Origin of the sequence: Rhizobium etli CFN 42 (assembly GCF_000092045.1) — a bacterium.
Lineage (GTDB): Bacteria > Pseudomonadota > Alphaproteobacteria > Rhizobiales > Rhizobiaceae > Rhizobium > Rhizobium etli.
In genome coordinates this window covers 3436573-3450769 of the sequence record NC_007761.1, presented here as the reverse complement: position 1 = coordinate 3450769, position 14197 = coordinate 3436573, and the positions used below count along the sequence as shown (strand labels likewise).

13 protein-coding genes are annotated in these 14197 nt (G+C 59.4%); 5 read left to right on the top strand and 8 right to left on the bottom strand.

What is annotated here, in order from left to right; genetic code table 11:
• Positions 1-29: 29 nt before the first annotated feature.
• Entirely contained in the window at positions 30-929 is a 900-nt protein-coding gene (locus tag RHE_RS16815) for a LysR family transcriptional regulator (RefSeq protein WP_042118944.1), read from the bottom strand.
• A 102-nt stretch (positions 930-1031) separates the two neighbouring features.
• Between RHE_RS16815 and RHE_RS16810 the strand changes: the two genes are divergently transcribed.
• Positions 1032-2054, top strand: coding sequence for a zinc-dependent alcohol dehydrogenase family protein (locus tag RHE_RS16810; protein ID WP_011426519.1), 1023 nt, complete (start codon positions 1032-1034; stop codon positions 2052-2054).
• 39 nt (positions 2055-2093) lie between these two features.
• Here RHE_RS16810 and RHE_RS16805 read toward each other — a convergent pair whose 3' ends face one another.
• Positions 2094-2504, bottom strand: coding sequence for a rhodanese-like domain-containing protein (locus tag RHE_RS16805; protein ID WP_011426518.1), 411 nt, complete (start codon positions 2502-2504; stop codon positions 2094-2096).
• 71 nt (positions 2505-2575) lie between these two features.
• On the opposite strand from RHE_RS16805, the gene ftrA reads away from it, so the two are divergent.
• Positions 2576-3577, top strand: a complete 1002-nt coding sequence (gene ftrA / locus RHE_RS16800) for a transcriptional regulator FtrA (protein WP_042118941.1) — start codon at positions 2576-2578, stop codon at positions 3575-3577.
• A 98-nt stretch (positions 3578-3675) separates the two neighbouring features.
• Here ftrA and RHE_RS16795 read toward each other — a convergent pair whose 3' ends face one another.
• Positions 3676-5355: a glycoside hydrolase family 13 protein gene (locus RHE_RS16795; protein ID WP_011426516.1), complete on the bottom strand. Its 1680-nt coding sequence runs from the start codon at positions 5353-5355 to the stop codon at positions 3676-3678.
• A 177-nt stretch (positions 5356-5532) separates the two neighbouring features.
• Here RHE_RS16795 and RHE_RS34075 point away from each other — a divergent pair, with 177 nt between their 5' ends.
• Positions 5533-5937, top strand: coding sequence for a dehydrogenase (locus RHE_RS34075; protein ID WP_011426515.1), 405 nt, complete (start codon positions 5533-5535; stop codon positions 5935-5937).
• 64 nt (positions 5938-6001) lie between these two features.
• Positions 6002-6436 carry a DUF6766 family protein gene (locus RHE_RS16785; RefSeq protein ID WP_011426514.1) on the top strand — a complete coding sequence of 145 codons (435 nt, stop codon included), beginning with the start codon at positions 6002-6004 and terminating at the stop codon, positions 6434-6436.
• 69 nt (positions 6437-6505) lie between these two features.
• Here RHE_RS16785 and treZ read toward each other — a convergent pair whose 3' ends face one another.
• From treZ to RHE_RS16760, 5 genes are all read right to left on the bottom strand, one after another.
• Positions 6506-8494, bottom strand: coding sequence for a malto-oligosyltrehalose trehalohydrolase (treZ, locus tag RHE_RS16780; RefSeq protein ID WP_011426513.1), 1989 nt, complete (start codon positions 8492-8494; stop codon positions 6506-6508).
• A 159-nt stretch (positions 8495-8653) separates the two neighbouring features.
• Entirely contained in the window at positions 8654-9967 is a 1314-nt protein-coding gene (gene preA, locus RHE_RS16775) for an NAD-dependent dihydropyrimidine dehydrogenase subunit PreA (protein WP_011426512.1), read from the bottom strand.
• Positions 9968-9982: 15 nt separating this feature from the next.
• Entirely contained in the window at positions 9983-11344 is a 1362-nt protein-coding gene (locus tag RHE_RS16770; protein WP_011426511.1) for an NAD(P)-dependent oxidoreductase, read from the bottom strand.
• Positions 11345-11756: 412 nt separating this feature from the next.
• Complete coding sequence (locus RHE_RS16765) at positions 11757-12752, bottom strand: sensor histidine kinase (protein WP_041678736.1); 996 nt, start codon at positions 12750-12752, stop codon at positions 11757-11759.
• A 188-nt stretch (positions 12753-12940) separates the two neighbouring features.
• Entirely contained in the window at positions 12941-13735 is a 795-nt protein-coding gene (locus RHE_RS16760) for a response regulator (protein ID WP_011426509.1), read from the bottom strand.
• A 247-nt stretch (positions 13736-13982) separates the two neighbouring features.
• Here RHE_RS16760 and RHE_RS16755 point away from each other — a divergent pair, with 247 nt between their 5' ends.
• Complete coding sequence (locus tag RHE_RS16755) at positions 13983-14189, top strand: NepR family anti-sigma factor (RefSeq protein WP_011426508.1); 207 nt, start codon at positions 13983-13985, stop codon at positions 14187-14189.
• The last annotated feature ends 8 nt before the right edge of the window (positions 14190-14197 follow it).

The window sequence follows — 14197 nt, the reverse complement described above, 5'->3', positions numbered from 1 at the left end:
GCAGGCGCCACCTGTGGCGCGAGCGCTCTTCAATCCATCAGGCGAGGCAGATTTGCCGCCAATATATCGATGGCAAGGCGGACCTTCGGCAGCATCACCGGTGATCTCGGCCACACGGCATAGGCTTCAAAGATGTTGGACGGCACATCGGTCAGAACCCGCACGAGTTCACCTGATAGGACCCTGTCGCGCACGAGCCAACAGGTCAGCCAGGCAAGCCCCCGGCCTTCGACTGCGGCGTCCGCTATCGAGGCCAGATCGTCGAGCCGCAGCCGCGATTTCGGCAGGACTTCGCGCGGGGGACCGACCGCCGACGGAAAAATCCAAGCCCTGTCGTTGTCGCCCCTGCGATAGATGATACCCTGATGGTGGGCGAGCTCGTCGAACGTTTGCGGCACGCCATATTTTTCCAGGTAGGTAGGCGAGGCGCAGACCGTCATGGACTGCCGGGCGATCGCCCGCGCCATCAGGTCGGGATTGTCCTTCAGCGGGCCGTTGCGGACGGCAAGATCGAAGCCGTCTTCCAGGAGGTCGACAACGCGGTCGCTGAAGGAGAAATCAAGTTCGAGATCCGGGTGATCATCGAGCAGGCGGGTTAGAATCGGAGCGGCGCAATGACGTCCGAACAGCACCGGCATCGACACCCGCAGCCTGCCGCGGACCGCGCGCCTGCCCGATTCGAGCTGGGCCTCGCCGATCCGGATTTCTTCGATGGCTCTGAGGCAGCGCTCATAGAAGAACCGGCCTTCCTCGGTCAGGCTTTGGCTCCGAGTCGTACGGTTAAAGAGCCGGACGCCGAGCCTCTGTTCGAGTCGGGCGATCGTCTTGCTGACCGCCGAACGCGTAAGATGAAGCCGTTCGGCGGCGGCTGAGAAACCGCCGGCTTCGGCCGTCTGGACAAAGATCGAAATCCCCTTGAGCTGCTCCATATTTGTTTCCATGATGGCACCATTCTGTCGATTTAATATCGCAACAGCGGACAGATTTTCAACGATATATCTGCTGCTCCTCAATCGAGAAGGAGCAGACAGATGCAAACCACAAGGCAGTGGCAAACCGGCGCCATCGGACCGGAAGCCGATCTTAAGATCGGCGAAGCCAGAATCCCCGACGTGTCGGGCACGATGATCCGTGTGCGGACGCAGGCGGTCTCTCTCAATTTCCGTGACAGGCTGGTGCTCGAGAGCGGCATGGGCCTGCCGCTGCAGTTTCCCTTCGTGCCGGCCTCCGACATGGCGGGTGTGGTCGAAGCCGTCGGGCCCGACGTCACCCGATTTAAACCCGGCGACCGGGTGATCTCCACCTTTTCCCCAGACTGGATCGAGGGTCGGGGGCCGGGCACGGCCCACACTCCGCATTACCAGACACGGGGCGGCTTCTATCCGGGCGTGCTGTCCGAACATACCGTGCTTTCCGAAGAGTGGTTCACGCTTGCGCCGGCAACGCTCGATGCCGGCGAAGCGAGCACGCTGCCCTGCGCCGGCCTGACCGCTTGGTTTGCCCTCATTGAATGCGGCAGGCTCAAGGCAGGCGAAAAGGTGTTGGTGCAGGGAACCGGCGGTGTCGCGCTCTTCGGCCTGCAGATCGCTAAGGCGCATGGCGCCGAGGTCTTCATTACCTCAGGCAGCACCGAAAAGCTCGAGCGGGCGTCCGCGCTCGGCGCCGATCATCTGATCAACCGGCACGACGGCGATTGGGTGGAGCAGTTCTATCAATTGACCGGCAATTACGGCGCCGACCACGTGCTTGAGATCGTCGGCGGACCGCATCTCGGCCAGGCGCTGAAGGCTGTGGCGGTCAACGGTCGGATTTCGGTGATCGGCGTATTCGAGGGTTTTGATGTCTCGGCGCCCGTAGCGCCTTTGCTTCTTAAGGCGCCTGTCGTGCAGGGAATAACGGTCGGCCATCGCCGGGCGCTCGAAGATCTGGTGCGCGCCGTGGACCAGACCGGGCTCAAGCCTGTCGTCGACAGGCGTTATGCCTTCGAGGAACTGCCGGAGGCGCTCGATCATCTTTATCGCGGCCCGTTCGGCAAGGTCGTCATCGAGTTTTGAAACATGCGCTCCCCTCGCCTCAGGGAGGGGAGCGTTCTGCTATTCGGCAGCGACGGCGCCGCTTTCGAGGGCGAAACCTTCATCGACCCAGCCGGTCATCCCGCCGATCATCAGCTTCGCCTTTAGGCCGAGCTTGGCGAGGCGGAGAGCAGCCTTATCCGCGCCGTTGCAGTGGGGACCGGCGCAATAAACGACGAACAGCGTCTCCCTCGCCCACTCCGACATGCGGTGCGCGGTCATCTTGCCGTGCGGAAGGTTGATCGCACCTGGCACGTGGGATTGTGCAAATAGGGCCGGTGAGCGCACGTCGAGGAGAACGAAGTCCACCATGGCGCGGGCAAAGGCGGTATGGACATCCGAGCAATCGGTTTCGAATGCGAGCTTGGCGGCATAGTGGGCGGCGGCGAGATCGGGCTCGGCGGCTGGTACTTCGGCGACGGGGCTTGCCATCGGTCTTTCCTTTCCGTGTTGGAATTGCAGCTTGGTATCGCTGATGGTAGAGCTTTGCGAAATTGGCCATTATGACTGACATCGTAAAGATCATGCCAAACACATCGCCGCATCAGACGAAAGGACCGTTGGTCGCGGTGCTTGCCTATGACGGGCTCTGCACCTTCGAATTTGGGATAGCCTATGAGGTCTTCGGCCTGCCGCGTCCCGAGATGGGTGAGGGGTGGTATCGCTTCTCCGTCTGCGGCATCGAGCCGGGGCCGCTTCGCGCCGCCGGTGGATTGACGGTCGCGGTCGACAAGGGGCTGGAAGTGCTCGATGCGGCGGACCTGATCGTCGTTCCCGGCTGGCGGTCGATCGATGCGACGGTGCCAAAACCGCTCGCCAATGCGCTGAGAGCAGCGCATCAGCGCGGCGCGCGCATCATGTCGCTCTGCTCAGGTGTTGCGGTTCTTGCAGGCGCCGGACTGCTTGCTAACCGCAGGGCGACGACACATTGGCGTTATGTCGCCTCGATCGCGGCGCGCTATCCCGATGTCATGCTCGATGCCGACGTTCTCTACATCGACGAGGGCAGCCTGCTGACGGCGGCAGGCAGCGCCGCCGGCATCGATCTCTGCCTCCATGTCGTGCGCGGCGATTTCGGCTCCGAAGTCGCCAATAGCGTCGCCCGGCGTCTCGTCGTGCCGCCGCACCGCGAAGGCGGACAGGCGCAGTTCATCAGCGCGCCGGTTCCGGAGGAACGCGAGGGCATACGGCTCGGCCCGCTGATCGAATGGATGCGTCAAAGCCTTGCCGAAGAGCAGCCGATCAGCCTGCTCGCCAAAAAAGCCGGCATGAGCATGCGCACATTCCAGCGCCGCTTTGAAGCGACGACCGGTCTGAGCGTCGGCGAATGGCTGCTGAAGGAGCGGCTGCGCCATGCGCGCGACCTTCTCGAAAGAGAGCTTGCCGTATCGCTCGATGACATCGCGATATCAAGCGGCTTCGGCACGCTGGCGACGATGCGACACCACTTCCGCAAACGGCTGGGGACGAGCCCGCATGCCTATCGGAAGTCATTCGGCGGCTAGCGACTGAAGCTGCCACGGTGTCCAAGTTGTCGACAATTGCGTATCGTCGAAAGCCATCACTTTGTCGCCCGGCGAAGAAACCATCCAAGCCGAAAACTTCACTTACACTCTATGGCAAAGGTCTCGTACGGCTTGAGCTCAACAGTTTCGCCGATCATGTGCACCGGTTCATAATTGCAGATGAGGCATTCTCCGTTGATGGCGAGCTCCGTCGGCAAACTCAGCGCAATGTCTCTGGGTGTGAAGTTGGCGACCACGATGATCCAGCTCCTGTCGAGCGTGCGGGTATAGACGAAGACATCAGGGTGCTGGTCGAGCCAGGAGCGGTATTCGCCATAGATGATGATAGGATGGGTTTTCCGGAGAGCGATCAGCTTGCGATAATGGTTCCAGATCGACTTTTCGTCCCTGATGGCCGCTTCGGCGTTGACCTTCGGGTAATTGGGATTGACCTCGATCCAGGGGACGCCTGTGGAAAAACCGCCATAGGGGGCGGCGCTCCATTGCATCGGTGTGCGGGCATTATCGCGGCCGTTCTCGTTTGCCCCGCGGATGAACTCCTCCGGTGAAAGGCCGGCCTCCACATGCAACCTGTGCATGTTGATGGTTTCGATATCGCGATACTGTTCGATCGAGGTGAAGGGGACGTTCGTCATGCCGATCTCCTCGCCCTGATAGACGAAAGGCGTGCCCTTTAGGAGATGCAACACGGTCGCCAGCATCTTCGCCGACTCGACGTGATAGCCGCTGACATTGCCGTAGCGCGAGACGGCGCGCGGCAAATCGTGATTGCCCCAGAAGAGCGAATTCCACCCATCTTCGGATAGAGCAAGCTGCCACTTGCTGAGGACGGTCTTGAGTTTCACGAGGTCGAACGGCTTCGGGCGCCATTTCCCATAGACCGCATCCCATTGCTGGGTGACGTGCTCGAACTGGAAGATCATCGACAGTTCCCGGCGTTCGCGCCCGGAATAGAGCAGCGCTGCGCCGGGTGTGGCGCTCCAGGCCTCGCCGACCGTCAGAATATCGCGGCTGCCGAAGGTCTTGGCATTCATCTCCTGCAGATAATCGTGCAGATGCGGCCCGTCCTTGACGAGCTCCCGGTCCGCCTGCTTGCCGATGTAGTCGATGACATCCATGCGAAAGCCGGCAATGCCGCGCTCGAGCCACCAGTTCATCATGTCGTAGATTTCCGTCCGTACCTTCTCGTTCTCCCAATTGAGGTCCGGCTGGCGGCGTGAAAACATATGCAGGTAATATTCGCCGGTGGCGGGATCGAGCGTCCAGGCCGGCCCGCCGAAGGAGGATTTCAGGCCGTTGGGCGGTCCCCCGTCCGGCGCTGGTTTGCGCCAGATGTAGAAGTCGCGGAACAGGTTATCCAGCTCCTGCCGGGACTGGAGAAACCACGGATGCTCGTCCGATGTGTGGTTGACGACGAGGTCGAGCATGATGCCGATCCCCCGATTTTTCGCCTCAGCCACCAACTGGTCGAAATCTGCGAGCGTGCCAAACTCGGGGGCGATGTCCCGATAGTCGGATATGTCGTAACCATTATCGTCCATCGGCGACTTGTAGATCGGCGACAGCCAGATGATGTCGATCCCGAGTTTCTTCAGGTAATCGAGCTTTGCCGTGATGCCGGGAAGATCGCCGATGCCATCTCCGTTCGAGTCGCAGAAGCTGCGCGGATAGACCTGGTAGACAGTTGCCGTATGCCACCATTTCGGTTGGAGAGGCGATCGCGCGGGACCTCCCAGCGGTATCGTGGACTGATCCATCGGGCTTTCCTACTTGCTTGGGATCTTGGAAGAACACCGGTGATGCCTGCGGGTTCCACCGGGCCGGACCTTCATCCGGCTTCCCGTGGCCTCGGCCGACCTGGCGCAACTCAAGGAACCCCCACCCTCCGGGACCGTTAGAAGGTGTGCAACAGAGATTAACGGGAGACCGTCACGGTGCCGAACCGAAGCAGCAGCTGGTATGAGGAGGCGGTGATCTGCAGCATCGATGTCGAGAAATTCGCCGATGGCAATAGCGACGGCATTGGCGACTTCGTCGCATTGACCGAAAAGCTGACCTATCTTTCGGAACTCGACGAGGCGTGTCTGAAAGTGCGGCCGGAAGATATGGATGACCATGTGCGCATCTCCGCCGATCGGCAACATGATGTCGAGTGGCCGAAAGCCGATGTCGCGATGGGATTTGAAGAGATCTACATCCACAATGTGGGGCGCAATCAGCGCGAATTCATCGAAATCTACGAACGTGAGGCGCCGCCCGTTTTCAGGTCCGGCGCGACGGCTGCTGCATCCGATCTCTCAATCCGCGGGAACTTGACGGGCAGGCCAGGGATCAGCTGACGAGGACTTCAAATGCGGCTGATTTTGCACTCGCCGTACGAGTTGCCTGTCCAAAGGAGGTATCATGTTCAAGAAATACGCCTATGCCTGGATCACCGTCGGTTTCTTTCTGTTTTCGCTCACCGGCCACTGGTTATTTGGTTGGTTTGCTTTTGTCGGCGAGCAGCAGAGTCACGGTCAATCCGTTGATATCGATGCCTATCTCATGGAGATGGGCAGAGACACCTTTGAAAATTGGCAGTCCGAATTTCTGCAATTGCTCTGGCAGGTCGTCGGCCTTGCCTACTTCCTCTACATCGGATCTCCGTCTTCCAAGGAAAACGATGACCGCGCGGAAGCGAAACTGGACGCTCTGATCAGATTAAATGCCGGAGAGAACGCTGAAGCGATCATCGCCGAGATCGATAAGCACTTCATGAGAACCGGTGGACATGCGGGACCCTACGCCCACGACCTGGAAACGCGTAGGGGTCCTGAGAGGATCGGCGGCGCCACCTGACTTGGCTCATGAAACGGAGCTGCCGATAAGCTCCGCGTCATGGGAGGGTTATGCGGAGTGGTATTTGAGTCAGAGGCCGGCGTCTTCGGCTCGCGAAATGCCGGCTTGCCAGCTCTTCATGGGTACACCTGAGGCGTTTCGCCGGTTCCTGACTCTTGCGGGTGCGAGAACCAAAGCGATATCGCCGTTCAATACCCAACGCCGCTGGAAATCATAGGGTCGGCGCCCGCTGCCACCATATGAGGGATTTTCACTTGACCAGGAGAGACGCCATTGATGATCTTGTGGTGGAGCAAAAAGCGGATCCGGCAGACTGTCGATCACGAGATCATTGCCGAAGTTGATCAACAATAATCTCTCGTCGGACGGCTCCTCCGCGAAGAACCTCAGGAGGAAGGCGGTGCTGGACAAGATACTACCGTCCATTTGGCCGTCACGGGCGCAGGCCTGGCGAGAAAAAGCCTGATCTGTCTGACGTAGCTTCAGCAGGTCGCGATGAAGCTGAACGACTGGCGCGTTCCTCTCCCATTCGGCCCAATCAAGCTTCACCTTATCGAACGTCGCGCGAGCACATGGATCCGCCATGTGTCTGATAAGTTCTTCATCCCTCAGGTTGGGGAATTGGCTTATAAAACTGCGCCGTCCCTGCCGTACGATATCGGCGATTTCTCCGGTGTGATCGGCGAAATAATAGAACGGAGAAGAGGAACCAAACTCCTGTCCTTGAAAGAGCATGGGCGTCTGCGGCCCCAGCAGCTGGAGCGCCGTCAGGACTCGAAGGCGAGCCGGTGATGTTATGTGGCCGATCCTGGCTCCTGTGCCGGAGTTGGCGACCTGATCGTGATTTTGGAGAAAGTGCACGAAATTCCACGGCTTGAGGTCGAGCCCCGCAGTGCCCCGTGGCTTGTCCTGCCAATCATATCTTTGTCCCTGAAACAGGCAGCCATATTTGGCGGCAGAAACGAGTTCCTGAGCCGTGCCGCGATGATCATGAAAATAGGCTTCATTGCGGCCCGTCAGCGCTACCGTCGCGGAGCGGTGAAAATCCTCATTGCACAAGGCGTCCAGCCCATGCCCTCCCATCTCGGCCGGCCGCACCATATTGGTTTGTTGCGGCTCGTTTTCGCTGACGAGATAGATTTGACGCTGTCTCGCTGCTGCGCGAGCTTCCCTGGCGATGACCGTGACGATGTGTTCGCGGCTTGAGTCGAATAAGGCCTGCGTTGCATCGATGCGCAATCCATCAAAATGAAATTCGTCGATCCAATAAGCCGCGTTCTTCGCGACGTATTCGCGAACGCCACGGCTGTTCGGACCATCGAAGTTGATCGACTTGCCCCATTCGTTCGAGTAACGGTCGGTAAAATAGTCTGGTGTGAATTCGCAAAAACGCTCGCCTTTACCGAAGTGATTGTAGACGACGTCGAGGATTACCCCAATGCCGATCCGGTGGGCTTCGTCGACGAAGGCGCGCACATCATCCGGTGGTCCATAGAGCCGGGTCGGAGCATAGAGCAACGTGCCGTCGTAACCCCAGCCGAACTCGCCTTCAAACTCGTTGATCGGCATTACTTCGAGGCAGTTGATGCCAATCGTACGAAGTTTTTTCAGCTTCTCCCGAGCTGCCGCAAAGGTGCCCTCCCTTGTGAAGGTGCCGATGTGCATCTCATAGAGAGCAGCTCCGAAGGCTCGGATTCCTCGCCAATCTTGATCATTCCACTGATACCGCGCCGGGTCGACGACAACGGACGGTCCCGATGGACCATCCGGCTGAAAACGCGAGGCCGGGTCGGCAAGGAGATCACCTGTGTCTCCAAAGTGAAACCGGTATCGCGTCCCTGCAGCCAGCCCGGGCAGATAGAGGCAGAAGTAACCGCCGTCGTTCGCTGTCATCCTGTATTCGGAATTTTCCTCGATTACGAGGAAACAGCGTTCTCTAGCAGGGGCCCATAATCGGAACGAAACGCCGCTGGCATCAACCTCCGCTCCGATCGGGAGGCGTCGGCTCGAACTGGGAGACACCGGTTTCGACTTTTCGCTGCTCAAGTTATCGTGCATGGCTCTCTCGTGGAGATCGCCTGCGCTAACTTCGGCAGCCTCATGATGTTCCCGGAATTGCTTTTCGCGACCTTTCGGGCAGCCCATCAAGCCCGAAATCCGAATTTATGGCACAACGCAGTGCCGCGAACCGAGCTTGTCCGCGGCACTGCAAAGCCGTCATTCCGCCGCTTGGCGGGCCATCGGATTGTTCGGGTGGGTCGTCCAGTTGGCATAGTTCGGATCGACGACGCGGCCGGTGCGCTTGTCGATGGTGCCGGCGGCAAGCGGTTCCATGGTGATGCAGTTCTCGACCGGGCAGACGTTGACGCAGAGATTGCAGCCGACGCATTCCTCTTCGATGACCTCGAAATGGCGCAGGCCATTGACGACGCTGGTGATCGCCTGGTGCGAGGTGTCCTCGCAGGCGATGTGGCAACGGCCGCATTTGATGCAAGCGTCTTGGTCGATCTTCGCCTTGGCGACGTAGTTCAGGTTCAGATACTGCCAGTCGGTGACGTTGGAGACGGCGCGGCCGGTAATGTCGTCGAGGCTGCGATGGCCCTTTTCGTCCATCCAGCCGGAGAGACCCGTTATCATCTCCTGCACGATCTTGAAGCCATATGTCATCGCCGCCGTGCAGACCTGAACGTTGCCGGCGCCGAGAACCAGGAATTCGGCCGCGTCCCTCCAGGTGGTGATGCCGCCGATGCCCGAGATCGGCAGGCCATAGGTTTCGGGATCGCGGGCGATCTCGGCGACCATGTTGAGGGCGATCGGCTTGACTGCCGGGCCGCAATAGCCGCCATGGCTGCCCTTGCCGCCGACCGTCGGGTTGGGAGCGAAGTTGTCGAGATCGACCGACACGATCGAATTGATCGTATTGATCAGCGAGACGGCATCAGTGCCGCCGGCCTTGGCGGCCCGGGCAGGGCGGCGGATGTCGGTGATGTTGGGCGTCAGCTTGGTGATGACGGGCATGCGGGTGTACTGCTTGCACCAGCGCACGACCATTTCGATATATTCCGGGACCTGGCCGACGGCGGAGCCCATGCCGCGCTCCGACATGCCGTGCGGACAGCCGAAATTGAGTTCGATGCCGTCGGCGCCGGTCTCCTCGACCAGAGGCAGGATCGACTTCCAGGCCTGTTCCTCGCAGGGCACCATGATGGAGGCGATCAGCGCCCGATCAGGCCAGTTCATCTTCACCTGCTTCATTTCGCGCAGGTTTGTGTAGAGGTCGCGGTCGGTGATCAGCTCGATATTGTTGAGGCCCAGCAGGCGGCGGTCGGCGCCGAAGATCGCGCCGTAGCGCGGACCGTTGACATTGACGACGGGCGGGCCTTCCTCGCCGAGCGTCTTCCAGACCACGCCTCCCCAGCCGGCCTTGAAGGCGCGCTCGACGTTATAGGCCTTATCGGTCGGCGGCGCGGATGCCAGCCAGAACGGGTTCGGGGATTTGATTCCGACGAAGTTGTTGCGGAGATCAGCCATTGTTCATTCTCCCCTTCAAGCAACCGCGACAGCCGGAGCGGCTGTTGCGGAGAGGGCGCGATGGATGGATTCAGCCGCGTCGCGGCCATGGGCGACGGCGGAAACCGTGAGGTCCTCGCCGCCAAAGACGCAGTCGCCGCCGGCCCAGACGCCGTCGAGCGAGGTGCGGCCTTCGACGTCGACCGCGATGCGGCCGGACTCCATGCGCAGCGAACCAAGGCCGGAGGCATCAAAGGTCTGGCCGATCGCCTTGAAGATCTGGTCGGCGGCAATCACGCCGGTCTCACCGGTGCCGACGAGGCGGCCCTCGACGATCTTGGTGTATTCCACTTCGATCGCGGCAACTTTGCCGTCCTGCGACAGGATCGATTTCGGCGCCAGCCAGTGGCGGATGATGACGCCCTTCGAGCTGGCCAGATCCTGCTCGTATTCTGAGGCGTTCATGTGCTCCTTGCCGCGGCGGTAACAGATCGTCACTTCCTCGGCGCCAAGCAGCTTTGCCTGCACGGCAGCGTCGATCGCCGTCATACCGCCGCCGAGCACGACGACCCGGCGGCCGATCGCGATTTCGCCTTTGTCTTCAGCCTGGCGGAGCGCAGCGATGAAATCGACGGCGTCGTCGACGCCGGCCAGGTTTTCGCCCTCGATACGCAGCGCATTGACGCCGGCAAGACCTATGCCCAGAAAGATGGCGTCATATTGCGACTGCAGATCGGAGAGCGAGAAATCGCGGCCAAGGAGGGCGCCGTGGCGGACCTCGATGCCGCCGACCGAGAGCACGTAATCAACTTCCTGCTGGGCGAAATCGTCGACCGTCTTATAGGTGGCGATTCCGTATTCATTGAGGCCGCCGGATTTTTCCCTGCCGTCGTAAATCGTGACGGAATGACCCTTCACGGCGAGACGATGGGCAGCGGCAAGACCTGCCGGGCCGGCGCCGACGACGGCGATCCTTTTGCCGCTCGCTTCGGCCCTGACATAGAACTGTTTGCCGACCTGCATGGCGGCATCGGTCGCATAACGCTGCAGGCGACCGATTTCGACGGGCCGTTCCTCGGCCGTGTTGCGCACGCAGGCCTGCTCGCACAGCTCTTCGGTGGGACAGACGCGGGCGCACATGCCGCCGAGGATGTTCTGGTCGAAGATCGTCTTGGCCGCACCCAGCGGATTTCCGGTCGAAATCTGGCGGATGAAGAGCGGAATGTCGATCGAGGTGGGACAGGCCGTCATGCACGGCGCGTCATAACAGAAATAACAGCGGTCAGCGGCGACCAGCGCCTCGTGATTGTCGAGGCGCGGATGCAGATCGGAAAAATTAGCCTCATACTCGGCGCGCGAAAGCCGGCCGGCATGAATCCCAGTTTCCAGTCGTTCCATTGAAGTTCCCTCATTATTGGTAAACGGCCTGTGAGGAAAGCGTAACTCAGGTTTAAAAATTTATCAAACGGTAAAATTTTTACGGATCCTCCTCGGAGGCGTTCCGGTAAGTGCCGGTTTTTTAAAGATTAATTTCTTCAGTTTTGACCGATGATTCATCTGAAGATGAGGCGAGGGAAGAGCATCAGAAAAAAGATCACAAAAAAACGTTTTTTTTCGAATGCCAGGGAACCAAACACGGACTTCGCCGTTATCGCGATATCCGGATGGTGATCGCATCGACCCAACATGCGCGCCCCCAACCCACCATCCGGACGTACTCACGGTCCCCTCCCGGTGAGTGAAGACAGCCGGTGCGCCGCCCTCGCACCGGCTGTTTTTCTGTCGTCGGCAGGCTCATCGTTTCTGGCTTTTACACACGCTTGAAGATCTCGAATTCGGTTTCCGGAATAGTCAGCCGATATTCTATGCGGCCGGGCACCAGGCTCAATTCCGCTTTGCCGTTGACAGACGAGGGCACGACACGCTCCAGCACTGTGCGGCCGAAGCTGTTGTCGCTGAATTCGTGAATTTCAGACTGATCCTGCAGCACTTCGGCCCAGGCGATCTCGATCGCCTTCCTGTCGTTGATCATCGCTTCGCGGCAGTTCAACGTGATTGAAGTGGCGCCGCCTGATATTGCCCCGTAGGAAGCGGAGTTGACAATGAGCTCGTGGAGGGCGAGGCCGAGATGCACGGCGGCATTCGGCGTCAGATGGGCATTGATGCCGTAGATCGGCATGGAGCCGGATGTCTCCGGCCAGTAGGGAGCGAACTGTTTTTCCGCGAGCTCGAAGAGATAGGCGCCCCGCCAGCTCGAATCCGTGACGAGGTCCTGGGAATTGGAAAGCGATTGCAGCCTGCCGCGGAACTTGAGGAGGAAGCTGTCGAGCGAGAGCGTGTTGCGCGCAGTTTGGGTCGCAATGCCCTGAATGATGGCGAGAAGGTTCTTCGAACGGTGGGAGAGCTCACGCAGCAGCGATTTCAGCACTTTTTCGCGATGCCGGCTTTCAGTGACCTCAGTCATCACGGACAGAAGTCCAATCGTGCCGCGGTCGCCGGTGCGTTGGATCTTCAATTCATAGGTACGCATTTCCCCGTCGACGTCGATCTCGACCTCGGCATTGTTGGGAATGCCAGTCTCCAGCACCCTGCGTTTCAGCGCCGTCAGATATTGGCCATGGACATCGCCGAATAGGGCGGCATCACTGCCGCCAGGCATAAAAAGCGCTGCGAAGTGCGGCGGCAGATTTTCGACGTAGAAGATTGAAAGCCGGGCGTCCTGGCAGAGGATCGAAATCCCGGCGCTGCCGAGCGCCCGCTCCATCATTGCGGCTTTGCCTTCGAAGGTGAAAGGCGTGCCCGACAATGGTTCAGTCGTATTCACTCGGCCGCCTTTCCCTGTGACATCTCGGAGCGTCGCTTAACGGAACGCCGCGCCACCCGTGCCAACTCTAGAATAAAGCGTTGCAAAAACCGTTAAACTCATCGGGGCGGCCCGGTAGCACCGGAACGCCTGTCTCGGTCGTTTGGTTCCGAGAACCGGAAAATTGCGTCTCAGGCGGCTACCTTGGTCGATTCATTGAAGAAAAGCGCTTGACTGATCAGGGCTTTGACCATGTCGGGATTGAACGGTTTGGTGACGAGGAAAGTGGGTTCGGGGCGTTCGCCCGTCAAAAGCCGTTCCGGGAACGCGGTGATGAAGATCACCGGCACACTCGACGTCTTGAGGATGTCGTTGACCGCGTCTATGCCGGAACTGCCGTCGGCAAGCTGGATGTCAGCGAGCACCATGCTCGGCTTTGTCTTGTTGTAGAGCGCTACGGCTTCAGCATGCGTGCGGGCAATGCCGGTGACACGATGGCCGAGGCTTTCGACCATCTGCTCTATGTCCATAGCGATCAGCGGTTCATCCTCGATAATCATGATGTCGGTTGCGACCTGACGGGAGATTTCCTGCGAGGCCTTGTTGAGCAACTGCATGACATCCTGTTCATCGAGTTCGAGAATTTCCGCGATTTCTGCAACGCGAAAATTCTCCACCGAGGCGAGCAGGAAGGCCTGACGGGCGCCCGGCGAAACCTTGGACAGGTTGAGCGTGGCGCGCTGTTCCCATGCATAAGGGGAAGTCGGCTCCGGAATCTGGACCGCGGTGGAACCAAACAGTTGCGTGAACAGTTTGTAAAGTGCGACCCGGTCATTGGCCGTATCCGGGAAAATCGACAAATCGGCTATAATGGCTTCGAGAACGGCAGCGACATAAGCATCGCCTGAAGTCTGGGTGCCGGTAAGGGCGCGGGAATAGCGACGCAGATAAGGAAGGTGCGGCGCAATTCGAGTAGAAAGTGTCATCAAGGGCTCCCGTATGCAGGCCGGTCGTAGGTTCAATGGGCAGTTAACGCTGCCTTGGTAAAAAAGTTCCGGAACGGCAGGAACTTTTTTTGTCGCGCCGCATTATTCCACCCGACAAAGAAGGGGCGTAGCATTTTGATCCATGCCGCGGCAAATATCAGCGATATCGATAGTGGAACGGTCGGTGTCGGTGGTTGATTTCTTGATTGCACGCCTCTGGAACAGATAACGGTGAGAAGACGAGTTGATGACTACACGAAATAAAGAGGCGGCGGATCAGCGGAAGCTGGAGCTGCGGGCAAGCGATATTCTGGACCCGAACAACCAGATCGGCGTCAAGCTGCGGTCGCTCTATGCCGCGGCACAGGAAGAGGCGATCCCCGATCGTTTTCTCGACCTTCTCGAAAAGCTCGACCATGCTGAAATGATGGCTTCTGCCAAGATGGCCGAATAGGATCGTCG

What these genes read in the sequence shown, in the direction of transcription:
- RHE_RS16755 (WP_011426508.1), top strand. Translation starts at nt 13,983, where the DNA reads ATGACTACACGAAATAAAGAGGCGGCGGATCAGCGGAAGCTGGAGCTG.
- RHE_RS16795 (WP_011426516.1), bottom strand. Translation starts at nt 5,355, where the DNA reads ATGGATCAGTCCACGATACCGCTGGGAGGTCCCGCGCGATCGCCTCTC.
- RHE_RS16805 (WP_011426518.1), bottom strand. Translation starts at nt 2,504, where the DNA reads ATGGCAAGCCCCGTCGCCGAAGTACCAGCCGCCGAGCCCGATCTCGCC.
- treZ (WP_011426513.1), bottom strand. Translation starts at nt 8,494, where the DNA reads ATGCACGATAACTTGAGCAGCGAAAAGTCGAAACCGGTGTCTCCCAGT.
- RHE_RS16810 (WP_011426519.1), top strand. Translation starts at nt 1,032, where the DNA reads ATGCAAACCACAAGGCAGTGGCAAACCGGCGCCATCGGACCGGAAGCC.
- ftrA (WP_042118941.1), top strand. Translation starts at nt 2,576, where the DNA reads ATGACTGACATCGTAAAGATCATGCCAAACACATCGCCGCATCAGACG.
- preA (WP_011426512.1), bottom strand. Translation starts at nt 9,967, where the DNA reads ATGGCTGATCTCCGCAACAACTTCGTCGGAATCAAATCCCCGAACCCG.
- RHE_RS16760 (WP_011426509.1), bottom strand. Translation starts at nt 13,735, where the DNA reads ATGACACTTTCTACTCGAATTGCGCCGCACCTTCCTTATCTGCGTCGC.
- RHE_RS16770 (WP_011426511.1), bottom strand. Translation starts at nt 11,344, where the DNA reads ATGGAACGACTGGAAACTGGGATTCATGCCGGCCGGCTTTCGCGCGCC.
- RHE_RS16815 (WP_042118944.1), bottom strand. Translation starts at nt 929, where the DNA reads ATGGAGCAGCTCAAGGGGATTTCGATCTTTGTCCAGACGGCCGAAGCC.
- RHE_RS16785 (WP_011426514.1), top strand. Translation starts at nt 6,002, where the DNA reads ATGTTCAAGAAATACGCCTATGCCTGGATCACCGTCGGTTTCTTTCTG.